Annotated in this window: 22 protein-coding genes; 13 read left to right on the plus strand and 9 right to left on the minus strand. The window is 62.7% G+C overall.

Features of this window, described 5'->3' with window-relative positions:
• Nucleotides 1–4: 4 nt before the first annotated feature.
• From purE to GC425_RS03690, 4 genes are read right to left on the minus strand one after another with little or no spacing between them, the layout of a single operon-like run.
• A complete protein-coding gene (gene purE, locus GC425_RS03675) occupies nucleotides 5–529 on the minus strand; it encodes a 5-(carboxyamino)imidazole ribonucleotide mutase (protein ID WP_151842063.1) in 525 nt (174 codons plus the stop codon).
• Complete coding sequence (locus GC425_RS03680) at nucleotides 526–1,716, minus strand: 5-(carboxyamino)imidazole ribonucleotide synthase (protein ID WP_257822016.1); 1,191 nt, start codon at nucleotides 1,714–1,716, stop codon at nucleotides 526–528. Before GC425_RS03680 ends, purE begins: the two co-directional genes overlap by 4 nt.
• Nucleotides 1,717–1,722: 6 nt before the next feature.
• A complete protein-coding gene (locus GC425_RS03685) occupies nucleotides 1,723–2,259 on the minus strand; it encodes a hypothetical protein (RefSeq protein WP_151843790.1) in 537 nt (178 codons plus the stop codon).
• Nucleotides 2,256–3,044, minus strand: a complete 789-nt coding sequence (locus GC425_RS03690; protein ID WP_151843789.1) for a biotin--[acetyl-CoA-carboxylase] ligase — start codon at nucleotides 3,042–3,044, stop codon at nucleotides 2,256–2,258. Before GC425_RS03690 ends, GC425_RS03685 begins: the two co-directional genes overlap by 4 nt.
• 65 nt (nucleotides 3,045–3,109) lie before the next feature.
• On the opposite strand from GC425_RS03690, the gene GC425_RS03695 reads away from it, so the two are divergent.
• Genes GC425_RS03695 through GC425_RS03705 form a run of 3 tightly spaced genes read left to right on the plus strand, consistent with a single transcriptional unit; the run spans nucleotide 3,110 to nucleotide 5,363 of the window.
• The gene (locus GC425_RS03695; RefSeq protein WP_151843788.1) at nucleotides 3,110–4,501 is read left to right on the plus strand and encodes an acyl-CoA carboxylase subunit beta; all 1,392 of its coding nucleotides are present in this window, start codon (nucleotides 3,110–3,112) and stop codon (nucleotides 4,499–4,501) included.
• 12 nt (nucleotides 4,502–4,513) lie between these two features.
• Entirely contained in the window at nucleotides 4,514–4,708 is a 195-nt protein-coding gene (locus tag GC425_RS03700; RefSeq protein WP_151842067.1) for an acyl-CoA carboxylase epsilon subunit, read from the plus strand.
• Between the two features lie 16 nt (nucleotides 4,709–4,724).
• Entirely contained in the window at nucleotides 4,725–5,363 is a 639-nt protein-coding gene (locus GC425_RS03705) for a nucleoside triphosphate pyrophosphatase (RefSeq protein ID WP_151843787.1), read from the plus strand.
• On the opposite strand, the gene GC425_RS03710 is transcribed toward GC425_RS03705, so the two are convergent.
• Complete coding sequence (locus GC425_RS03710) at nucleotides 5,360–6,424, minus strand: Cj0069 family protein (RefSeq protein WP_151843786.1); 1,065 nt, start codon at nucleotides 6,422–6,424, stop codon at nucleotides 5,360–5,362. The genes GC425_RS03705 and GC425_RS03710 overlap by 4 nt on opposite strands.
• A gap of 145 nt (nucleotides 6,425–6,569) precedes the next feature.
• Here GC425_RS03710 and GC425_RS03715 point away from each other — a divergent pair, with 145 nt between their 5' ends.
• From GC425_RS03715 to GC425_RS03730, 4 genes are all read left to right on the plus strand, one after another.
• A complete protein-coding gene (locus GC425_RS03715) occupies nucleotides 6,570–7,454 on the plus strand; it encodes a sulfurtransferase (protein ID WP_151843785.1) in 885 nt (294 codons plus the stop codon).
• Nucleotides 7,455–7,584: 130 nt separating this feature from the next.
• Nucleotides 7,585–9,363: an acetyl/propionyl/methylcrotonyl-CoA carboxylase subunit alpha gene (locus tag GC425_RS03720; protein ID WP_151843784.1), complete on the plus strand. Its 1,779-nt coding sequence runs from the start codon at nucleotides 7,585–7,587 to the stop codon at nucleotides 9,361–9,363.
• 12 nt (nucleotides 9,364–9,375) lie between these two features.
• Nucleotides 9,376–10,926: a glycerol kinase GlpK gene (gene glpK / locus GC425_RS03725; protein ID WP_257822022.1), complete on the plus strand. Its 1,551-nt coding sequence runs from the start codon at nucleotides 9,376–9,378 to the stop codon at nucleotides 10,924–10,926.
• Between the two features lie 59 nt (nucleotides 10,927–10,985).
• A complete protein-coding gene (locus GC425_RS03730) occupies nucleotides 10,986–11,579 on the plus strand; it encodes a DUF1707 domain-containing protein (protein ID WP_151842073.1) in 594 nt (197 codons plus the stop codon).
• Here the strand turns inward: GC425_RS03730 and GC425_RS03735 are convergent.
• The gene (locus tag GC425_RS03735; protein WP_151843783.1) at nucleotides 11,566–12,780 is read right to left on the minus strand and encodes an amidohydrolase; all 1,215 of its coding nucleotides are present in this window, start codon (nucleotides 12,778–12,780) and stop codon (nucleotides 11,566–11,568) included. The two genes, GC425_RS03730 and GC425_RS03735, sit on opposite strands and share 14 nt — an antisense overlap.
• 59 nt (nucleotides 12,781–12,839) lie before the next feature.
• Here GC425_RS03735 and GC425_RS03740 point away from each other — a divergent pair, with 59 nt between their 5' ends.
• A complete protein-coding gene (locus GC425_RS03740; protein ID WP_151843782.1) occupies nucleotides 12,840–13,649 on the plus strand; it encodes a purine-nucleoside phosphorylase in 810 nt (269 codons plus the stop codon).
• A 177-nt stretch (nucleotides 13,650–13,826) separates the two neighbouring features.
• Nucleotides 13,827–15,239: a phospho-sugar mutase gene (locus GC425_RS03745; protein ID WP_231699722.1), complete on the plus strand. Its 1,413-nt coding sequence runs from the start codon at nucleotides 13,827–13,829 to the stop codon at nucleotides 15,237–15,239.
• Here GC425_RS03745 and upp read toward each other — a convergent pair.
• A complete protein-coding gene (gene upp, locus GC425_RS03750; RefSeq protein WP_151843781.1) occupies nucleotides 15,232–15,882 on the minus strand; it encodes a uracil phosphoribosyltransferase in 651 nt (216 codons plus the stop codon). The genes GC425_RS03745 and upp overlap by 8 nt on opposite strands.
• 134 nt (nucleotides 15,883–16,016) lie before the next feature.
• Here upp and GC425_RS03755 point away from each other — a divergent pair, with 134 nt between their 5' ends.
• Genes GC425_RS03755 through GC425_RS03770 form a run of 4 tightly spaced genes read left to right on the plus strand, consistent with a single transcriptional unit; the run spans nucleotide 16,017 to nucleotide 18,768 of the window.
• Nucleotides 16,017–16,304: a hypothetical protein gene (locus GC425_RS03755; RefSeq protein WP_151843780.1), complete on the plus strand. Its 288-nt coding sequence runs from the start codon at nucleotides 16,017–16,019 to the stop codon at nucleotides 16,302–16,304.
• A 7-nt stretch (nucleotides 16,305–16,311) separates the two neighbouring features.
• On the plus strand, nucleotides 16,312–17,256 hold the full coding sequence (locus tag GC425_RS03760; protein WP_151843779.1) for a C40 family peptidase: 945 nt from the start codon (nucleotides 16,312–16,314) through the stop codon (nucleotides 17,254–17,256).
• A 51-nt stretch (nucleotides 17,257–17,307) separates the two neighbouring features.
• Nucleotides 17,308–17,484 (plus strand): hypothetical protein, encoded by a 177-nt coding sequence (locus GC425_RS03765; RefSeq protein WP_187767883.1) that lies wholly within the window; start codon nucleotides 17,308–17,310, stop codon nucleotides 17,482–17,484.
• Nucleotides 17,485–17,508: 24 nt separating this feature from the next.
• Nucleotides 17,509–18,768, plus strand: a complete 1,260-nt coding sequence (locus GC425_RS03770; protein ID WP_151843778.1) for a hypothetical protein — start codon at nucleotides 17,509–17,511, stop codon at nucleotides 18,766–18,768.
• Between the two features lie 155 nt (nucleotides 18,769–18,923).
• Here GC425_RS03770 and GC425_RS03775 read toward each other — a convergent pair whose 3' ends face one another.
• On the minus strand, nucleotides 18,924–19,925 hold the full coding sequence (locus GC425_RS03775) for a hypothetical protein (RefSeq protein ID WP_151842079.1): 1,002 nt from the start codon (nucleotides 19,923–19,925) through the stop codon (nucleotides 18,924–18,926).
• 20 nt (nucleotides 19,926–19,945) lie between these two features.
• Nucleotides 19,946–20,971: a hypothetical protein gene (locus tag GC425_RS03780; RefSeq protein ID WP_187767884.1), complete on the minus strand. Its 1,026-nt coding sequence runs from the start codon at nucleotides 20,969–20,971 to the stop codon at nucleotides 19,946–19,948.
• Nucleotides 20,972–21,043 lie beyond the last annotated feature (72 nt).

Below are 21,043 nucleotides of genomic sequence, written 5' to 3' on the forward strand. Positions count from 1 at the left end.
CGCCCTACTCCCCCATCAGCCGTTCTTTGAGCGCGCGGTCCTTCTCCAGGACCGCGTCGCGCATGCTGTCTTGGTACTGAGCCATGGCGTCCGTGAGGGAGCTATCGGCCACGCCCAGCATCCGCACCGCCAGCAGTCCTGCGTTCTTCGCCCCGTCGATGGAGACGGTGGCGGTGGGCACGCCGCCGGGCATCTGCACGATCGACAGCAGGGAGTCCAGCCCGTCCAGGTTGCCGAGCGCGCGCGGGATGCCGATGACCGGCAACGGCGTGGCCGCGGCGACCATTCCCGGCAGGTGGGCGGCGCCGCCTGCGCAAGCGATGATCACCTTCACGCCGCGGGTGTGCGCCGCGCGGGCGTAGTCCAGCATGCGCTCAGGGGTGCGGTGCGCGGAGACCACTCCGATTTCGAAGGGGATGCCGAACTCGGCGAGTACTTCGGCGGCGGGTTCCACCGTCGGCCAATCGGAGTCCGACCCCATGATCAGGCCGACCAAGGGGCCCTGTTGTTCGCTCTGCTGTTCGCTCATCTGTGCGCCTTTCTGTATTCGCTCCAGCCGTCTGCCCACTGCTCGGTCACGATGTAGTGCGAGCATAGGCGGGCGATGCGTCGTATATCTTCCACCGATTCTCCGGTGACGTTGACGTGGCCCATCTTTCGGCGTGGGCGCCAGCCTTTGCCGTACATGTGGATTTTCGCCTGAGGGAACCGACGCCACACCGCGTCCATCCGGGCGTCGATCGGAGTGTCCGGCTCGAAGTCCGCACCCAGCACGTTGGACATGACCGTGTGCGGGGCCAGCATTGCGGTGGAGCCCAGCGGGCGATCCAGCACGGCTCGGATGTGTTGCTCGAACTGGCTGGTCACACAGCCATCTTGCGTCCAGTGGCCGGTGTTGTGGGGGCGCATCGCCAGTTCGTTGACGATGATCTCCGGCTGCCCGGCCTCGTCACGGGTTTCGAACAGCTCGACGGCCAGCGCGCCCGTCACTCCCAGTTCCTCGGCGATGCTCACGGCCAGTTCTGCGGCGCGGGAGGGGTTATCTGCCGGGGCGATCGCCTCCACGCAGATGCCGTCTTCCTGCACGGATTCCACGACGGGCCAGGCCACGGTCTCGCCGGAGGGGCGGCGGGCAACCATGGCGGACAGTTCGCGCACCAGCTGCACCTTCTTCTCCGCCATCAGCGGCGTGCCCTTGTCCAGCAGTTCTGCTACCAGCTCTGCGGTGTCCTCTTCATTGTCCGGGAACCACACGCCCTTGCCGTCGTAGCCGCCGCGGCGCGCCTTCAGGCACACGTTGCCCTGGGTGGCGCGGTGGAACTCGCGGGCGTCCTCCACCGAGGTGATCTCCATGAAGGGCGGCACGGGCATCCCCAGTTCCCTGAGGCGCTTGCGCATGACCAGCTTGTCCTGCGCGTTGATCAGGGCGGTGGGCTGCGGCTGGACGTTCAGGCCTTGCTCGATCAGCCCATCTAGGAACTCATTGGGGACGTGTTCGTGGTCAAAGGTGACGGCGTCGGCACCCTGGGAGACGGCGTTCACGTCCTCCCACTGCGTGTAGTCGCCGATCTCTACTTGGCCAGTCACTTGGGCGGCGGAGGAGTCCGGAGCACCGGCGAGCACGCGGGAGGTCACTCCCAGTTCGATAGCTGCTTGGTGCATCATGCGGGCCAGCTGGCCGTCGCCGATAATCGTCACGAGAGGTGGAGTAGTCACAGCACATCAGTATAGACGAGTGCGTTGGTGAATCATCGTGGTGATCCGCTTGGCGTGGGGAACGTCCACCAGATGGTAGGGCATCCGCGCGCCGACAATGTAGATGTCGAGCTTGCTGCCACGCGCGCGGGCGTCGACAATTTGGTGCATGGGGATGGTATCGATGCGGCTGCGCAGGTGCCCGGACGCGACGATCACGCGTCGATCCGTGACGATGATGCGGGCACGGTGGCGGTAGATCATGTCCTTAATGCATCGACGCCACGCTAGCCATACCCACAGCACCAGCAATCCCCGGCGCGTCCACAGCAACGGCACCAACTCCGGGTTGTCGAGAAAGTTCACGACCGCGCTGGGTGGGGACATGTGGTAGCCGAAGGCGAGGGTGGAGACCTTGATGAAGTGGTCGTCGATCAGGCCGATGCACAGCCAGATCAGGCCGGTGATGAGCAGCATCTCCAGCACGGGAAACAGGAGAGATCGGCGGCTGGGTGAGAGTTCGGCGAGGACGCGCTCGTCGGGGTCGAAGCTGATTTTGGTCATGAGCGCAGGTGCTCCACATCTCCTGCGGATACGGTGGCGTGGCCGGAGGGGGTGGTGATGGTGAGGGAGCCATCGTCGGCGATGTCCACGGCCGTGCCTTCCAGCACGTCTCCGCCGGGCAGCAGGGCGCGCACCTGGGTGCCCAGGGTGGCGGAGAGCTGCCGGTAGCGCGGCAGGACGGTGGCGGGGGCGCCACCCATGGTCATGAAGCGCTGGACGGCTTCGAGGAGTTGCGTGAGCAGGGCGACGATCAGGTCCTCTCGGGAGCGGTTCCCGCCCTCGAGGGTGTAGGACGTGGCGTGCTCGACCGGCAGTTCCGGGCGCTCTAGGTCGTAGTTCAGGCCGAAGCCGATGGCGAGCTTCGGGGTGGGGGTGATCTGGATGGCTTCGACCAGGATGCCCGCGAGTTTCCGGCCATGTACCAGGAGGTCGTTCGGCCATTTCACGGCGGTGGCCACGTCCTCGTTCACCGCGGTGGCCAGGGCGTTGGCCGTGAGCAGGGGAACCAGACCTAAGGAGGCGGGCTTCACCCCGGCGAGCTCCACCACCACGGTGCAGATGACTTGGCTGTACGCGGGCGAGACCCACTGGCGGCCGAGGCGCCCTTTGCCGGCGGTTTGCTCCTCGGCCAGCACAACGCTGAGGTGGGGCGGGTTGGCGCGGACCATGTCCGAATTCGTGGAGCCGGTGGACTGGACCACGTCAACGTGCGCGTAGCCCGCGGCGGCCAGTCTGCGGGAGAGACTGTCGGCGTTCAAGGGCGTGCGGTTCATGGGCGTGCTCATGGTTCCTTAGTGTAATAATTCCTCGGTGTAATAATCAGTCCTGTCATGACGTATTGTAGAGTGTTATGACTGCTACACCGGATATGTCCACCACCGCGGGCAAAATCGCCGACCTTCGCAACCGTTTGGATGGCACGGGTCGTCCTGCCGCACGGGAGCGCGTTGAGAGTCTGTTGGATGACGGCAGCTTCGTGGAGATCGACGCCCTCGCTCGCCACCGCGCCACCGCCTTTGGCGCCGATAAGAAGCGGCCACTCACCGATGGCATTGTGAGTGGGTATGGCTCTATTGATGGCCGCCCGGTGTGCGTGTTTGCCCAGGACCAAAGCATTTTCGAGGGGCAGCTGGGCGAGACCGCCGGTGAGAAGATCCTGAAGGTCACCGAGCTCGCCGCGAAGTCCGGCACCCCACTGGTAGCGCTCTACGACGGCACCGGCGCGCGCATGAAGGAAAACCTTGCGGCCATGGAGTTCTTCACGCGCATCTACCGCCAGCAGGCGGTGATCTCCGGCGTGGTTCCTCAGATCGCGGTAGTCACGGGGAAGACCAGCGGCGCTCAGGCACACGCGGTGGCCCTGTCCGATGTGGTGGTGAGCGTGGCCGAGCAGGGCACGGTCCAGCTGGGCGAGCAGGCCACAGAGTTCAACTTGAGCCATGTGACCGTGGAGGATGACTCTGCCGCGTTGGAGGCGGTGGCGAATATCTTAAGCTACCTGCCGTCCAACAATCGCTCCGTTCCGCTGGAGGCGGAGTACGAGGACATCGACGTGAGCGCCTTGGACGGCTTCATGCCCGATGAGAGCCACGTGGCCTACGACGTGACGGAGCTGCTCTCCCTGGTGGTGGACGACGGATCCCTGCTGCAGCTGCAGCCTCAGTTTGCCCCACACCTGGTGACGGCTTTTGGCCGGGTGGAGGGACGCTCCGTGGCCATCGTGGCGAACCAGCCCCAGGTGGCTGCTGGCGCCCTGGATGTGGAGGCCGCGGATAAAGCTGCGCGTTTCATGCGCATGGCCGATGCGTTCAACATCCCGATCGTCACGGTGGTGGACACCCCAGGCTTCGTGGAGGAGGCCGACGTGGTACGCCGCACGGCGAAGCTGATTAGCGCCTCGGCCAACGCCTCCGTGGGCAAGATTTCTCTGGTCACCCGCAAGTCCTTCGGCCCGGCTTATGTCGCGTTCGGCGCGAAGCGCCTGGGCTTCGACGTGGTGCTGGCGTGGCCAACCGCGGAGATTTCCGTGGCGGATGCGCAGACCATCGCGGAAGCCGTGGGCAAGGATGAACAGGTCATCACCGATGAGCTGATCAATCCTTATATCGCTGCCGAGCGTGGCCTGGTGGATGCGGTCATCCCACCGTCGGCGACCCGTCAGAGGATCGGCGAGGCGCTGCGTCTGCTGGAGCGCAAGGTGGAGGACACGCTGCCCCGCAAGCACGACAACATGCCACTGTAGGAGGGCCGGGACATGGGCAAGTACACGATCGTGAAGGGTGAACTGGACCCCACGGAGCACCACGCTCTGGAGACGGTGCTGGATGCTATGGCTCAGGAAGCTGAGGCCGCGCGCACGGCGAAGCCGGATACCCGGGGCCTGTGGGGTGCCACAGGCCTGACCGATAACCCTCTGGGGTTCCGCAACCCGCCGCTCCCCCGCCGCTAAAGGGGAAAGGCTCATTATGGCAGGAACATCTCCCCGTCTGGTGCTGGCGAGCACGTCCGCGTCACGGCTGTCTATTCTGCGCAGCGCCGGGGTGGAGCCGGAGGTGGCTCCCAGTGGCGTCGACGAAGATGCGGTGGTCGCGGCCCTGCACAACCCCTCCCCCGACGACGTGGTCCGTGCCCTGGCCACGGCGAAGGCGCGGTCGGTGGCGCAGGACTATCTGCCCGACAACACCTCAGAACAACTCCCCGAAGGTCTGGTGGTCGTCGGCGCTGATTCGATGCTGCTCATCGACGGGGAGTTGCAGGGCAAGCCGCACACGGAGGAAGAAACCATCCGACGCTGGCGCAACCAGCGAGGGCGGACCGCAGAGCTGATCACGGGTCACGCGATGATGGCTGATTCCCTGGTGTTCACCGAGGTATCCCGTACCCGAATCCAGTTCGCGCAGGCGACCGACGAGGACATCGCGGCCTACGCCGCCACCGGCGAACCCTTCGGCTGCGCCGGGGCGTTCACCCTGGAGGCTCTCGGCGGCTGGTTCATCGACCGGATCGAGGGGGACCCGTCCAGTGTGATCGGGCTGTCCCTGCCGGTGCTACGCCGGGGCCTGACGGTGTTCGGCTTTCACGTCAGCCAGTTCTGGAACCGCTAGGCTCCCTTCGCCTGCTCGCAGCGCTTGATGGCTTCCTCGGCGACCAGTTCCTGGATGCCCATGTCCAGCTCAGAGGTGAAGCCCACGCAGGAGCAGTTGATTTCGCCCAGAACGTAGGTGTCCGAGCCATCCTCTGCGGTGTCCAGCATGAAGTCCGCCGTCCAGATCAGCGGGATATTGTCGCCGCCCAGCTTCTCGGCGATGACGGGGCGCACGTCGGCGAACATGTCCACCAGCTCCTGCCAGGCTTCCGGCTTGTCATAGGTGTACTTCGCACCGGAGAACAGGGTGGCAGAGAAGTTGTCGCCACCCTCGGCTGGCTTCTTGTGCACCACGAACACAGGGTGTGGGCCCACCATGAGGATGCGGATCTCGCCCTCCACGATGCGTGGCATGAAGCGCATGTCCACCAGCATGCCGTTATCACCCACGATGTACTGCTCGCAGAAGGTCATGAAGTCGCCCAGCTCGCGGATTTCCGTGTGGTTGTCCACGGCCTCGGTGCACTTGAGCTTGGTGTCCAGTGGAAGCTCCGTGCCCGGCTCGATGCTCTTCGCCAGTTCCTTATCCTCCAGTTGCACGCGCCAGATGCCGGAGCCAGTGGATCCGCGGTTCTGCTTCAGCACACGCTCGCCGTAGGACAGGGAGGTGGGGAACGTCTTGTGGAGTTCGTCCACCTTGTAGTACGCCACCGTGTCCGACGGCACCAGGTCCGTGGAGTTCAGCTTCACCAGAGCGTCCTTGGCGCCGTAGGCCATCATTTCCTCTGGGGTGGACATGCCCACCAGGCCGGCCTCCTCGGAGAGCTTAGTGAGCATCTCGAAGTACACCTTCTCGCCGCCGGGGATGTGGCCGGGGTTCACGCGGGAAATGTAGCCGTCGTAGGTCTCAGCGACGTCGGCGTAGATTTCATCAGCCTTGTCCGGATCGAAGTAGACAACCTCGGCGCCCCACCCTTTGTCGCGGATTGCGTTGACGATGGGCATGGTGTCCCTGCGGTGACCGTCTTCCCCTTTGTCGTTTCCACCCTGAACTTCAAAAACAACAATATTCTTGTGCACTGCATATGCCTTTCTGGTGAGCAGGATCGGTGGTACCCGTTCCTCTACTATCCAATTGTAATCCGGTTTAACCTCTACTATTTCCGCACAAACTGTGTCACGCACTACACTATGAGGCATCCACTGCACAGGAAGGCGGTTCATCATGGGAATCGAAGCCGACCCCAGCCCACACCTCGCACAGTATGCAAACGCAAACAAGCTGGTCACGAACGCGTGGCTGGGCGCGAAGCTGGGCACGCCGGGCTTAAAAGTCATCGAGAGTAACGAGGATTCGATGCTCTATGACATTGGCCACATCCCCACGGCTATCCGCCTGAATTGGAAGCAGGAACTGTCCGATCAGATTCACCGTGATGTGATCGGCATAACTGATTTCACGGCCATGATGGAGGAAAAAGGAATCTCCCGTTCGGACACCGTGGTTATTTATGGCAATCACGCGAATCTGTGGGCCATTTACACCCTGTGGATCTTCGAGCTATTCGGCCACCCGGACGTGCGCCTACTCGACGGCGGCCGTGACGCGTGGATGCAGGAGGAACGGGAAATCTCCTACTCCGTGCCCACGCTGCCGGCGTCGACCTATTCAGTCAATCAGAGGGACGACGCCGCAGATCGCATCTTCGTCGACGAATTGCGCGAACGTCTGGAAGACATTCAAATCATCGACCTGCGCGAGCCGGAGGACTTCGCGGGGCAGGAGCAGGGCCGCGGGGCGATCGGCACCGGGGGCATCCCGACCGCCCGCACGGGCCACATTCCCGGCGCGATCAACCTGGACACGAATGCGTGCCTGCTGCCGAACTCCCGCTTCGCCACCACGGAGCATCTGAAGAGGATTCATGAGCACCTGGATCCGAACAAGACCACGGTGGTGTATTGCGTGGATGGCGGGCGGGCCGCGCAGCATTGGTTCATTCTGAAGCATCTGCTGGGGTGGAAGGACGTGCGCGTGTACGACGGGTCGTGGATTGAGTGGGGCAATATGATGCGCGTGCCGATTGAGCGTGGCGCTGGCCAGGAATGACACAGCGATGTAGCAATTCATCCACCCTTTTCGATAAAGAACGTGTAACGTCAGAAAGTTGAATTGGACACTAGACGCTGACACTAAAAGCTGCGGTTAGAGGCTGGCACAACAGGCTGGAGGAGAGCACGTGACGGAGCAGGCACGGAAGATCACCAAGGTACTCATCGCCAACAGGGGCGAGATTGCTGTACGAGTGATTCGCGCTGCACGCGACGAGAACATCACCAGCGTTGCAGTGTATGCAGAGCCGGACGCGGACGCGCCGTTCGTACGCATGGCCGACGAGGCCTTCGCGCTGGGTGGCCAGACGTCCGCCGAGTCCTACCTGGACATGGACAAGATCATCCACGCGGCCACGTCCACGGGTGCCGACGCCGTACACCCCGGCTACGGATTCCTGTCCGAGAATGCGGAGTTCGCGCAGGCTGTGACCGACGCCGGCCTGATCTGGATTGGGCCATCACCGGAGGCCATCCGGCTGCTGGGTGACAAGGTCACCGCGCGCAATATTGCGAAGAAGGTCAATGCGCCGATGGCTCCGGGTACGGAGGATCCCGTGTCCTCCGCGGAGGACGTGGTGGCGTTCGCGGAGGAGCACGGGCTGCCGGTGGCGATTAAGGCGTCCTTCGGTGGCGGTGGCCGCGGCATGAAGGTGGCCTACACGATGGAGGAAATTCCGGACCTGTTTGAATCCGCTACCCGTGAGGCCATCACCGCGTTCGGCCGTGGCGAGTGTTTTGTGGAGCGCTACCTGGATAAGGCGCGCCACGTGGAGGCGCAGATTCTGGCGGATAAGCACGGCAATATTGTGGTGGGGTCCACGCGTGATTGCTCGCTGCAGCGCCGTTTCCAGAAGCTGGTGGAAGAGGCTCCGGCGCCGTTTTTGAGCGAGGAGCAAAATGCGCGCATCTACGAGTCCGCGAAGGCCATCTGCCGTGAGGCTGGCTACTACGGGGCGGGCACTGTGGAGTACCTGGTGGCCTCCGATGGGTTGATCTCCTTCCTGGAGGTCAACACGCGCCTGCAGGTGGAACACCCCGTGACCGAGCAGGTCACGGGCCTGGACTTGGTGCGCGAGCAGTTCCGCATCGCCGAGGGCGAGGCCCTGCGGCTCACCGACGACCCGGAGATCCGGGGCCACGCCATCGAGTTCCGCATCAACGGCGAGGATGCGGCGAACAACTTCATGCCGGCACCGGGACGCATCACCACCTACCGCGAGCCTGCGGGCCCTGGCGTGCGCGTGGACTCCGGTATCGAGGAAGGTGCCCTGATCGGCGGCCAGTTTGATTCCATGCTAGCCAAGCTGATTGTCACGGGCGCGACCCGCGAGGAAGCCATCCGCCGCTCCCTGCGCGCGCTCAGCGAGTTCGACGTGGAGGGCCTTCCGACGGTCATCCCGTTCCACCAGGCGATCCTGCAAAACCCGGCCTTCGCTGCCGAGGACGGCACCTACAAGGTCTACACCCGCTGGATCGAAGAGGAGTGGGACAACCAGCTGGATGCAGCGGGCGAGACCGTCGAGGAGGACAGCGCCGACGCCTCCGCGTTGCCACCCGAGCTGATCGTTGTGGAAGTCAACGGCAAGCGCGTTGAGGTGAAAGTGCCCGGCGAGCTGGTCGCGGGCCAGGGTGGCGTGCAGCGCGCCGTGCGCCGACGCTCCGCCAGCGGATCCATCGCCATCACCGGCGATACCGTGGCAGCACCGATGCAGGGCACGGTCATCAAGGTGGATGTCGAGGAAGGCCAAACCGTTGCCGAGGGTGACATCCTGCTGGTGCTGGAGGCCATGAAGATGGAAAACGCCGTGAAGGCACACAAGTCCGGTGTGGTCACCAACCTCAGCGTGACCGCAGGGACCGGCGTGACGAAGAACTTCGCCATGCTTGAGATCCTGTCGGACTAGGCTCAGGACCCCATGGACAACCTGGCTAACCAGCTCAGCGAGCAATTCGCACGATGGACCACCGGCCGCCGTGGATACGTCATGGCGATCGACCAAGGCACCACCTCCACCCGATCGATCGTGTTCAACGCCCACGGCGAGATCGTCACCAGCTCCCAGCTGGAACACCGGCAGATCCTCCCCCACCCCGGGTGGCTGGAACACGACCCCGAGGAGATCCGCAAGAATGTACGGCGCGTGCTGGCGGACTCCGCGGCCCAAGCGGACATCACCACCCACGACATCGCCGCGCTGGGCATCACCAACCAACGCGAAACCACCATCGTGTGGGAGCGGGAGACCGGCCGGCCCATCTACAACGCCATCGTGTGGCAGGACACCCGCACGGATCCGATCATCAACCGTCTGACCGAGGAGCAGAAGAAGACGTTTCGCCGGAAGACGGGACTGCCGGCGTCGACATATTTCGCAGGTCCGAAGATCCGCTGGATTTTGGACCACGTCGAGGGAGCTCAGGAACGGGCAGAACGTGGCGAGCTGGTGTTCGGCACCATCGACACGTGGCTGGTGTGGGATTTGGCGCGCAAGAATAAACGGTACGTCCACATCACGGATGTGACGAACGCGTCCCGCACCATGCTGATGAACCTGGAGACGCTGGACTGGGACCAGGAACTGCTGGACATTCTGGACATTCCCCGCGCGATGCTTCCCGAGATCGTGAGCTCCTCTGAGGTGGTGGCCCGTGTCCAGCGCAAGGGGCCGCTGCACGGCGTGCCCATCGCGGGCATCCTGGGGGATCAGCAAGCCGCCAGCTTCGGGCAGGCCTGCCACCGGCCCGGCGAGGCGAAAAACACCTACGGCACCGGCAACTTCCTGCTGCTCAACACAGGCACCACCCCGCAGTTCTCCGAGCACGGGCTGCTGACCACGGTGGCCTACCGGATCGGCCAGCAGCCGGCCGTGTATGCGCTAGAAGGGTCCATCGCGGTGACCGGGTCCCTGGTTCAGTGGCTGCGGGACAACCTGGGGTTCTTCAACCAGGCGCGCGACATCGAGCCGCTCGCCCGCTCCGTGGAGGATAACGGCGGCTGCTACATCGTGCCGGCGTTCACCGGGTTGCTGTCCCCGCACTGGCGGCCCGAGGCCCGCGGCGTGATCACGGGGCTCACGCGCTACGTCACGAAGGCGCACCTGGCGCGAGCGGCGCTGGAATCCACCGCGTTTCAAACCCGCGAGGTTGTGGAGGCGATGAACAAGGACTCCGGCGTGCCACTCAAAGCTCTGAAGGTGGATGGCGGCATGGTGGAAAACACTTTGCTCATGCAGATCCAGGCCAACCAGCTGGGCGTGCCCGTGACTGTGCCGAAGGTCTCCGAAACCACCGCGCTGGGCGCGGCCTTCGCAGCCGGGTTGGCCGTGGGCTTCTTCCCCAGCCTGGACGCCATCTGGGATCTGTGGCAGGAGAAGTGCACGTATTCTCCGGACATCAGCCCCGAAGTGCGCGATGCGGAGTTTGCGCAATGGACCAAGGCGGTGCAGCGGACGTTTGACTGGGCTTAGGTTGGCTTGAGTAAGTTTGAGGGGTAGCCCTCAAAAAGCTCTGGATATATAGTGGATTCATGATCAATCCCGGCGACAGCGCTTCTCACCCCACGGCACATGGAGCCCATTCCCACGTTCGCATTTCCGACGCGGAGCGGACCACCGCCATCGAAGCCCTGGGATCTCACTTCGCCGAAGGTAGGCTTGACCTGCAGGAATACGACGAGCGTATCAGCTCTGCCACCGAGGCTCGCACCCAGCAGGAACTGGACCACCTCTTCACTGATCTTCCCGCGCTCACCAAAGACTCAGCACTGATGCCGATGTACTCCGCGGCCGATCTGGAGCGAGCCAGCAACTCGGGGCACAAAACTAAAGCGGGATTGCTGGCGCTCACCACCGTGGGGTCGCTGGTCTTGACGAGTGTTGCGGGGAGCTTCTTGTGGCTGTTTCTGATCCCCACGGCATTTATCTTGCTCTACATGCTGAACGTTGGCCCCGCCTCATGGCATGCCCCGAGCCCCCGCCAGCTGGAACGCCAACGCCTCCAGGCCTTCAAGGCGGAGCAGAAACTCAACCAGATAAAGCGGCGGGCGATCCGTAAGGAGATCGGCAGCGACCTCACCGAATCCGCGATGCGCTTTGCGCACGAGCGTATTAGGCGTCGCTGATACTCAGCCCCGACACGCACTGATCCAGCGTAGAGGCGAACAGGCGCACGCCGATGGCCAGCGCGCGCTCATCGAAGACAATGTCCGGCTGGTGCAGATCCGGCCGGTGCTCCCCCGTGCCGTCCCAGCAACCCAAGCGCGCCATGGAGCCAGATACTTCCTCCAGATACCAGCTGAAGTCCTCACCGCCACTGGACTGGGATGCTTCCTTCAAGGCCAGAGGATCAATCTGGTTCACCGCCTGCGCCAGCAGGGCGGTGGCCACATCACTGTTGTTCACCGGTGGCACGCCCTTGGTGTAGATGACCTCCACATCCGCGCCGGTGGGGGCCACAATCTGCTCCACCAGTGAGCGGATCATGTCCTCGGATTTCCGCCACACAGAGGTCTGCATCGTCCGCACTGTACCCAGCAGGCGGATCTCCCGCGGAATGGCGTTGAACGTCTTTCCACCATTGATGGAGCCGAACGCCACCACGGTTCCACTGCGAGGATCCACCGTGCGTCCCACCATGCCCGGAAGCTGCGTGAGCAGCAAACCCGCGGCATAGCCCAGGTCTGCGGTCATGTGCGGACGGGAGGTGTGCCCACCATGGCCGCGCAGCACAATCTCCACCACATCGGAGGCGGAGGTAATAGCGCCGGTACGCACGCCGATCTCTCCCGTGCGCAGCTTCGGCTCACAGTGCACCGCGAAGATCTGGGTCACGCCCTCCAGCACGCCCGAGGCGATGGCGTCCACCGCGCCACCGTCCATGACCTCCTCGGCAGGCTGGAAAATACAGCGCACGCGGACACCCAGGGCATCCGCCCCGTAGCGCTGGGTAAGCTGCGCCAACGCCACCGCCAACGCCAACACAATCGCGGTATGCATATCGTGACCACACGCATGCATCACACCGGGTTTCTGCGAGGCGAACTCCAGTCCGGTTTCTTCGAAGACGGGGAGGGCGTCGATATCCCCGCGGAAAGCAATGATCGGCCCCGTGGCAGGGCCCACGTCCACCCGCACCCCCTTGTGCGGCAGGACCACGGGATCGAGCCCCGCAGCGGACAACGTATCCACGATGAACTGGGTGGTCTGCGTCTCGTGGTGGGATAGTTCAGGGTTGCGGTGGAGATGCCGACGCCACTCGATGACCTCCGGCTCGTGATTAGCTAACCATTCAGTGACAAAGGCTGAAACTGATAGGGCGCTCACTGCACTTCCTTCCCAAGACGTAGACCCCTATCGTAGCGCCCTGCGGTAGCGTGGGAAACATGAGTACGACCTTTGACCCTTATGAGCAGGCTTCTCAGGCGGCCGCGCAGATTCTGGACAAGTCCGGTTATGAGGCCGTTGACCTGGCCATTGTGCTGGGATCCGGCTGGAAGCCCGCCGCCGATACCCTGCTGCGCGGCGCCGATGTCCAGGAGTTCCCCATGGCGGAGTTCCCCGGTTTCCTGCCGCCCACCGCCGAGGGGCACGGGGGAACGCTGCGCCTGGCGACGATTGGGTCCCAGCGCGTGCTGGTTCTGCTGGGCCGTACCCACCCCTATGAAGGACATGAGCTGTGGCGCTCCGTCCACGCTGTGCGCACGGCCGCGGCCGCGGGGGCGAAGCGCGTGGTGCTCACCAACGCCGCCGGCGGTCTGATCGACGGCATGTGCGTGGGTGAAGCGGTGCTGATTTCTGACCACATTAACTTCACCGCCAAAACGCCCTTGGTGGGCGCGCGCTTCGTGAACCTGGTGGACGCGTATTCACCCGAGCTTCGGGGGACCATGACCCAGCTGCGCCCCGGCATGCGCCAGGCCGTGTACGCCATGATGCCCGGCCCGCAGTACGAAACCCCGGCGGAGATCCACATGCTGCGCACCCTGGGTGCGGGGCTGGTGGGCATGTCCACGGTCTATGAGACCATCGCCAGCCGCGAGGCCGGCATGGACGTCCTGGGCATTTCCCTGGTCACGAACCTTGCCGCAGGCATGACCGGCGAGGCGCTGAACCACGAAGAGGTGCTCCAGGCCGGCAAGGATGCCGCCGAGGACATGGGCGGCCTGCTGGCGCAGCTGGTGGCCAGCCTGTAGAAGCCGGTCAGTCGCGCTCTCTCTGTCCAACTCTGTCGAACTCTCACACACTTGTTTTAAGGCGATGATTTTTTCGTGAACTCTTCCCACCCCACGTCCACTACTTCTACGGACTCCCCAACTCTGCGCTTCGGCACCGCAGGCCTGCGCGCGTCCGTAGGCCCCGGCCCGGATCAGATGAACGTGTCCACGGTCACGCGCGCCACGGCTGGTGTGGCCAGCTGGCTGGGTGACAACAAGCGAGTCGCCGTGGGGTACGACGCCCGCTATGGCTCCAGCTCCATGGCCCTGGCCACCGCGCAGGTCTTCGCCGGCGCGGGCTACGAGGTCACCCTGATCGGCGAGCCGGCCCCTACCCCGGTGCTGGCGTGGCTGGTGCGCGACCGTGGGTTGGATGCGGGTGTGCAGATCACGGCCTCCCACAACCCCGCGGGCGATAACGGCTACAAGCTGTACCTGGCCGGCGGTTCTCAGCTGACTTCTCCGGCGGATCGGGAGATCGAGGAGCACATTGCCCGCCAGCCCGCCGCTCCGGAGATTCCGCGGGTGGATGTCATTTCCGTGGATAAATCCGTGGTCACGGGCTATGTCAATGCGTTGTGCAGCAAGGTGGCGAACGGCAATTTGGATAAGGCGCAGCTGCGCCGGGACCTGCGTATCGCCTACACGCCGATGCATGGCGTGGGTGGTTCCACGCTGGAGGCCGCGCTGCGCCAGGCTGGTTTTTCGGATATTCACGCGGTGACGCAGCAGCGCTGGCCCGATCCTGAGTTCCCCACCGTGGATTTCCCCAATCCGGAGGAGCCGGGGGCGACCGATCTGCTGCTAGAGCTGGGTAAGCAGTGTGACGCGGATCTGTTGATTGCCTTAGATCCCGACGCCGACCGCTGCGCGGTCGGTATCCCACGGCGCATGTTCCGTGGCGACCAGACGGGCCCGTTGCTCGCTGCGCATGTTCTGGAGGAGTATGTGCATGCTGACGCCGAAGCTGCCCCGGTGGTGGCGACCACTGTGGTGAGTTCTCAACTGCTGTCTGTTATGGCTGAGGATCGCGGCTGGGATTACCAGGAGACGCTGACCGGTTTTAAGTACCTGTCCAAGGCGGCCGAGGAGCGCCCGGGTGAGTTGGCGTTCGCGTACGAAGAGGCGCTGGGCACGTGTCCTTTCCCAGATTTGGTGGCGGATAAGGACGGGATCGCCACGGCCTTGGTGACAGCGGTGTGGGCTGCGGAGTTGAAGGGCCAGGGGCGGAGCCTCACGGATGAGCTGTCCGACCTAGAGGCGACCTATGGTGCGTTCCGCACCACACAGGTCTCGGTGCGCTACGACTCGGCGGAGCAGGCCGCCGCCACCGCGGAGGAGTTCCGCACGCAGCCGCCGGCGTCCCTGGCGGGAGTGGAGTTAGAGGCGGAGCAGACTGACTACGGTGTGAAGCTCACCGGCAGGGCCGGTGACCTGCACGCGCGCGTGATCTGCCGGGCCTCCGGCACGGAGCCGAAGGTGAAGTTCTACCTGGAGGTACACGGCCCGGCTGACAAGGCGCAGGACGTGGAAGCCCTGCTGGAGAAGCTGGCCGCTGCGCTTAGGTGAGGCTGTCCAGGTCGATGTTGCGTGGGCCGTAGAGACGATCGCCGGCGTCGCCCAAACCGGGGACGATGTAGGCGGCGTCGTTCAGCGACGGGTCAATGGTGGCGGTGACCAATTTTTTGACGGGCAAGCCGGAGTTCGTCAGCGCGTCCACGCCCGGCTGCGCCGAGACCATGCAGATGCAGGTGATATCGTCGGCGCCACGTTGAACCAGCAGACGGATCGCATGCAGCAGGGAGCCTCCCGTGGCCAGCATCGGGTCCACCAGGAAGACCGGCTGGCCGCTTAAGTCCTCCGGCAACGCCTCGAGGTACGGGACGGGCTCGTGGGTGTGTTCGTCGCGGGCGAGGCCGATGAAGCCCACCTGGGCGTCGGGGATCATGGAGAGGGCGGGGTCGACCATGCCCAGCCCGGCGCGGATGACGGGCACGATGATCGGCGGTGTGTTCAGGCGGGTGCCGCTGGCGGTGGCGACGGGCGTGTCGACGGGGAATGTGTCCACGGCCAGGTCCGCGGCCGCCTCGTAGATCAGCATCGCGCCCAGGTCTTTGAGCGCGGCGCGGAAGGCGGCGTTATCGCTGCGCTTGTCGCGCATGAGCGTGAGGCGGGAGGCCACCAGAGGGTGTGTGATGACGTGAATGTCCATGGTTCCTCATCCTACCCACACGGCCTCACCCTGCTGTGTCCGAAGAAGGTGCGAGACGTTGTCTCACAAAAGTTTCTGGAAAAAGTTTCGCCTTTCCGTGAACCTTTTCGGCGCCGCGAGAGTCTAACAAAGGCATGAGTGAGTTTTCTATCGATCAGTCTGTGGTGGATTCGGCGGCGTCCCGCGCGGAGCAGGTGGCCGAGGCATTGAGAAGTTCCACACGTCCGCATGCTGAGGTGGTTGCGATACCTCAGGCGTCGAGGTTTGTGACGGCGCTAACCAGGGCGTACGAGCGTCACCATGCCGCATTGAGGGATCTGGGCGAGCATTATTCGGCCACCGAGCAGGGTTTGCGGTCGCTGTCCGCGTCCACGTCTGCACACGACGTCGCCCATGCCGCCGCACTGGCTGCCCTAGGATGATCCGCCCATGATGACGCACCTGATGGAACCTCTGGTTGCGGCGATTCCGCGACCTTTATCGACGCCGCTACGCGCCGTCATTCCCGGCGATGCTGATGTGCGGCAGCTGGCGCATGACGTGCATCGGATGGCCTCCGATGGGCTGACGGGTATGGCCGCTGAGGCGGTGGCGCGGGCCACGCAGCGCGATGCACAGCAGTTGATGCAGGCGTGCGCTGCCGGGGAGCTTTTGGACGCGCTGGGTGAACAGGCTCGTGGCGCCGTGCAGGCAGCGATCGCGGACATCACGCGGCTGGCGCAGGAGTGTGGGGCGCGGCTGATGCAGGCCGCGGCGGCGTGCGTGGCGACCTCCCCGGCGGGAGCACACCCCGCAGCGCTGATGGCGGTGCTCGTGCCGATTGCTCAGGAGCACTATGCCCGGGCAGAGGTGCGACTACAGCAACTGCATGCTGAGCTAGACCACTTGGCCAACAGAGTGGCGGCTGTGGACATCCCCACGGTGGGCGAGGCGGCAGCGCGGAGCAGAGATCCGGCGGCACCTGCGTCGATGGATGCGGCGGCCGCGCACGGTGGGGTGGCTGAAGCGGCACACGGTGGGGCGTCGTTGAAAGCACAGGCGGCGGTGGCTGCAGCCAAGAGTGCGCTAGGCACACCGTATCAGTGGGGCGGGAACACGCCCGGGGTGGGCATGGACTGCAGCGGGCTCACGCACTGGGCCTATGCGCAGGCGGGAGTGGACATCCCGCGCACCGCAGATGCCCAAGCCGTCGGGCCGGCGATCCCCCGCGGACAGGTCCAGCCTGGGGACCTGGCAGTGTGGGATGGGCACGTTGCGATGGTGGTGGACAGCGGGCATTTCATTGAGGCCGGCGATCCCATCCAGATCAGCCCCATCCGGGAAACAAACATGGGCATGAATTTCAAGGGGTTTTATCGGCCTGCTGCACAGTAATTCACGGCACAGTAATTCACGGCTCACAGAAGCTTTAAGGAAAGGAAACACATGAACAACAACCACAGGTCACACGGGCGGCACCAGGGAGGACTCGCCCGAATTGTCAGCACACCGGAGAAACGGGAGTACCTGGTGGCCCAATTCTTAGGCGAGCAACCCGCCACCGTTCCCCCGGTATTGACGGACGCATTGCGCAGAAAGGACGGCCTGCAGCAAGATACGTAGCCGAACCAGGTAAACTTTGAACTTATGGCAGTAGACAAAAATAAGAGGTCATTCGGCAACAGAATCGTTGCACTCGAAATGGAGCTGACCAGCGGAACCTGGTACACACTGTGGGCTCCTCAATGGATCGTCCGGGGAGAAAGCTGGCAAGCCTTCCTGGGTGATGATGACCACATTTACGCCTTCGAATCCCCGGCGCAGCTGTTGGGCTACCTCAATGCGGGCGGCCGCAATGATCTTGCCGAGCACGCGAAGTGGAAAGACTTCTCCCGGAAGCTGGTGGAAAACCTGTCTCCGGAGAAGTTCACCACGGTGTCCCTTGTGGAGCTGCCTCGCGAATTAGCGAAGCGCCCGGGCTACGACTCCACCCTGAAGGTCACCCAAGGCTTCGACCTGCTGGCCTCCTTCGGCAACGTGTTGGGCATCAGCAGCATTAACAACTGGTTCCACTCCTTCTCTATCCTGCACAACACCCGCCGTGGTGCGGAGCACTACGCCTCCAGCAACGGGCTCGAGGAATGGACGGGCGTGGGCCGCACCGTACTGGACCGCTGGAAGAGCATGACCGCCGAGGTTGTGCCGTTCCTCACCACGCCGGAGGTCTCTGAGGAAGCTGTGCAGGAGGCGCAGGCGCAACTGGATCAGGTTCAGGCTGATCGGGAGGCGAAGGCAGCCGCCGCTGCGGAGAAGGCGAACAAGGACAAGGAGAAGCAGGCGGAAGCCACGGATCCTTATGATTCCACGCTCTGGGCCCTGTCCGGCATCGACCCGATCCGCGTGAGCCTCAATGGCCAATACGTCTACACCCTGCGCACCTACGTGGGCAACAGGCCTGTGTTCCTGGGCCACAACGGGGAGATCTTCACGTTCCCGAACTCCCGCTCCCTTGTCCGTTGGATCATCGACGCCCCGCAGCACGACCTTGAGGAACTCGCCACATGGGGGGACCTGGTTACCGCGGCTAATGCGGGCGAGCTGGAGATCAAGGTCCACGATACGAACCAGTACGCGTTCACCGGGCTGCGCCAGGACATTGGCAAAAACGTGGATGAGGTAGACACCGATCAGTTGTCCCGGGCGTATGAGCTGCTCGCGGATGCGGCCGACTGGGCGCAGGACGATGGCGTGAACAAGGTGCTGCTGGCCTACCCGCGGTTGCAGAACTACCTGGCCTACATGCTGGGTTCCCCGTCCTCCACTACTCCTTCGGCTCCTTTCGATGAGGAGGCCAAGGGCTGGCAGGCTTTGGAAGAGGGTTTGATCCGCCGCTTCTCGAAGTTCTAGGGCTGGTGGCGGCTGTTCTGGTCGCTGCGCGTTGAGCGGCCAATGCTGCCAGCACAGAAAGCACAAACAACACGAAGGAGGGCCTCCCCGGATAGTTCGGGGAGGCCCTTCTTCTGTGTAGCTTGTGTATTCCTAGAAGTTGTGTCCTCTAGTGGCTATGCCCACGGGTTCTTGTTGTTGTCTTCCTCGGAGTCGTCCTCCAGGGAAGCCCATGGATTGGCATCGTCGTCGCTGGAATCTGCAGCAGTGTTGCCCTGTACGGCTTCCGATGTCTCTGCCAGTGCCTCTGCCTCGACACCAGACTCAGATGCCGCAGGGTTCTGTGCGGCCTGGTTCTGAGATGGCCAGGAGCTGTTCACTTCCGTCTCTGCGGCGGCAGGAGCCGCGTTCATCTGAGGCTGCTGAGGCTGTGGAGCTGGCGCCCAGCCGGGGTATTGATTCTGCTGAGGAGCTTGTGTCCATGCGGCAGACTGTCCCTGCGACGCTCCGCTCAGTCCGGGACGGAGAAAGTAGAAATAACCTCCGATAATCAACGCCAGGAAGATCCATGTAAATATCAATCCAACACCTGGAACAATCTTGGGAATATCAGGATCCGATAACGCCCGCCATGTCAGAATATACAGGAACGAACTCACCACCAGATACGCAATGATAGCGACCGCCCCCAAGCGGACGGCGCGCTTAAAATGCACATCGAAAAAGCATAAGATGACGGAAAGAATCATCACCAGCAAGAGAGCTGTGGTGTAAATACCGAGAGGCTTAACGGGAATATTGGCAGATTTTCCGCCAGCCACTGAACTAACATATTGTAAGGCACCATTTCCCTTAAACAGCATTCCCGATTGAGTCTCATCGACAACCTTGACCCATGTGAGGAATCTCAGCCCCCAGAGTACAAGCACGACGAACGCCATAGACACAGCATAGAGCTGCTTATTGGACATTGCGGAGATCTTTTCCCTTGCACCCGCCGATGACATCTGACCATTAGGCGCATTAAAGGGGGCTTGCCCGTAGGGAGTTTGGCCGAAGCCAGGTTGCGTATACTGAGGCTGCGCAAACCCAGACTGCCCATATAGCGCTTGCCCGTTGGGCGCCTGCCCCTGAGAGAACTGACCATTGGGCTGGAATGGTTGTTGTGGAGTCGACATGTTTCCTGTTTCCTCTCTTCCTAATTCTGACCGGGAGCAGAGGAATCTGGTTGAGATCCCCATTGCTGAACGGATTGTGCACTATCAGGCTGAGTCCACGACGTCATGGGCTGCGCAGGCGCTTGACTACTCGACGAATGATCTTCCTTCGTGACCCGGACAAAAAGAAACACACTCAGGGCGAAGAGAGCTACAGCAATAACAACAGCAAACCAGTAGACTCCAGTAACACTCACAACTTTGTCAGCTGAAATCGAACCAAGATCATCACCAGTTATTACACTTATAACATCTACAAATTCTTCAAGATTACCAAAGGAAGCCTTAAGAGCCAACGCCCCTAAAGTAGTCCAGTACAAGCCAAGCATAGAACCAACGAGAGCAAGGAACCCTGCGAGTTTTTGCTTTTCTACGGACGTAAACAAAAAACTAGCACACAGCAAAATAATCACTGCAGAAAGCGGAACAAGGATTGCTATGAGACTTGTTATCCACTGAGTCTCCAATAGGTTCTTTTGAAGAAACGACGCTGCACCCAAGCCGTTGAAAGACACGCGAGATTTTTCGTGATCTTCAGTTACGATCACTTCAATCCATGTAAAAAAGTGCAGAATCGAAAAAATAATGGTTCCGACCAGCAATGGAAGGAAACCCCAGGTCTGCAGGGGTACCGAACTCAGGCCGGCGCTTAGTTTTGCCGCTTGCTGAGAGGCCTGGTCAAAGGCATTGGGGCCCTGTTGCTGGAAACCTTGCTGAGGTTGCTGACCATACGGCTGCTGCTGGAAGCCCTGTGGAGCTTGACCATACTGCTGCTGCGGTTGCTGGAAACCCTGTTGTTGGAAGCTCTGCTGCGGCTGCTGACCATACTGTTGCTGGAAGCCTTGCTGCGGAGCCTGACCGTACGGCTGCTGGTAGCCCTGCGGTGGCTGACCATACTGCTGGTAACCCTGCTGCTCAGGCGGCTGTGGCGACTGCTGCTGACCCGGAGTCTGCTGTGGATCAGCAGCCCCCGAGCCCTGCACATTGTCATCAGAAGGAGTAGTCATGTGTGGCTTGTCCTTATCTCTTTCATTCCTCGTGGCGTGAATGTTTATACATGGTGCGCTTAGCGAAGATAC

The sequence above is a fragment of the Corynebacterium sp. zg254 genome (genome assembly GCF_024701495.1).
Taxonomy (GTDB): domain Bacteria; phylum Actinomycetota; class Actinomycetes; order Mycobacteriales; family Mycobacteriaceae; genus Corynebacterium; species Corynebacterium zhongnanshanii.

What these genes read in the sequence shown, in the direction of transcription:
- GC425_RS03770 (WP_151843778.1), top strand. Translation starts at nt 17,509, where the DNA reads ATGGCAGTAGACAAAAATAAGAGGTCATTCGGCAACAGAATCGTTGCA.
- GC425_RS03695 (WP_151843788.1), top strand. Translation starts at nt 3,110, where the DNA reads ATGACTGCTACACCGGATATGTCCACCACCGCGGGCAAAATCGCCGAC.
- GC425_RS03715 (WP_151843785.1), top strand. Translation starts at nt 6,570, where the DNA reads ATGGGAATCGAAGCCGACCCCAGCCCACACCTCGCACAGTATGCAAAC.
- GC425_RS03745 (WP_231699722.1), top strand. Translation starts at nt 13,827, where the DNA reads ATGAACGTGTCCACGGTCACGCGCGCCACGGCTGGTGTGGCCAGCTGG.
- purE (WP_151842063.1), bottom strand. Translation starts at nt 529, where the DNA reads ATGAGCGAACAGCAGAGCGAACAACAGGGCCCCTTGGTCGGCCTGATC.
- GC425_RS03690 (WP_151843789.1), bottom strand. Translation starts at nt 3,044, where the DNA reads ATGAGCACGCCCATGAACCGCACGCCCTTGAACGCCGACAGTCTCTCC.
- GC425_RS03780 (WP_187767884.1), bottom strand. Translation starts at nt 20,971, where the DNA reads ATGACTACTCCTTCTGATGACAATGTGCAGGGCTCGGGGGCTGCTGAT.
- upp (WP_151843781.1), bottom strand. Translation starts at nt 15,882, where the DNA reads ATGGACATTCACGTCATCACACACCCTCTGGTGGCCTCCCGCCTCACG.
- GC425_RS03755 (WP_151843780.1), top strand. Translation starts at nt 16,017, where the DNA reads ATGAGTGAGTTTTCTATCGATCAGTCTGTGGTGGATTCGGCGGCGTCC.
- GC425_RS03730 (WP_151842073.1), top strand. Translation starts at nt 10,986, where the DNA reads ATGATCAATCCCGGCGACAGCGCTTCTCACCCCACGGCACATGGAGCC.
- GC425_RS03700 (WP_151842067.1), top strand. Translation starts at nt 4,514, where the DNA reads ATGGGCAAGTACACGATCGTGAAGGGTGAACTGGACCCCACGGAGCAC.
- GC425_RS03740 (WP_151843782.1), top strand. Translation starts at nt 12,840, where the DNA reads ATGAGTACGACCTTTGACCCTTATGAGCAGGCTTCTCAGGCGGCCGCG.
- GC425_RS03685 (WP_151843790.1), bottom strand. Translation starts at nt 2,259, where the DNA reads ATGACCAAAATCAGCTTCGACCCCGACGAGCGCGTCCTCGCCGAACTC.
- GC425_RS03775 (WP_151842079.1), bottom strand. Translation starts at nt 19,925, where the DNA reads ATGTCGACTCCACAACAACCATTCCAGCCCAATGGTCAGTTCTCTCAG.
- GC425_RS03765 (WP_187767883.1), top strand. Translation starts at nt 17,308, where the DNA reads ATGAACAACAACCACAGGTCACACGGGCGGCACCAGGGAGGACTCGCC.
- GC425_RS03760 (WP_151843779.1), top strand. Translation starts at nt 16,312, where the DNA reads ATGATGACGCACCTGATGGAACCTCTGGTTGCGGCGATTCCGCGACCT.
- glpK (WP_257822022.1), top strand. Translation starts at nt 9,376, where the DNA reads ATGGACAACCTGGCTAACCAGCTCAGCGAGCAATTCGCACGATGGACC.
- GC425_RS03705 (WP_151843787.1), top strand. Translation starts at nt 4,725, where the DNA reads ATGGCAGGAACATCTCCCCGTCTGGTGCTGGCGAGCACGTCCGCGTCA.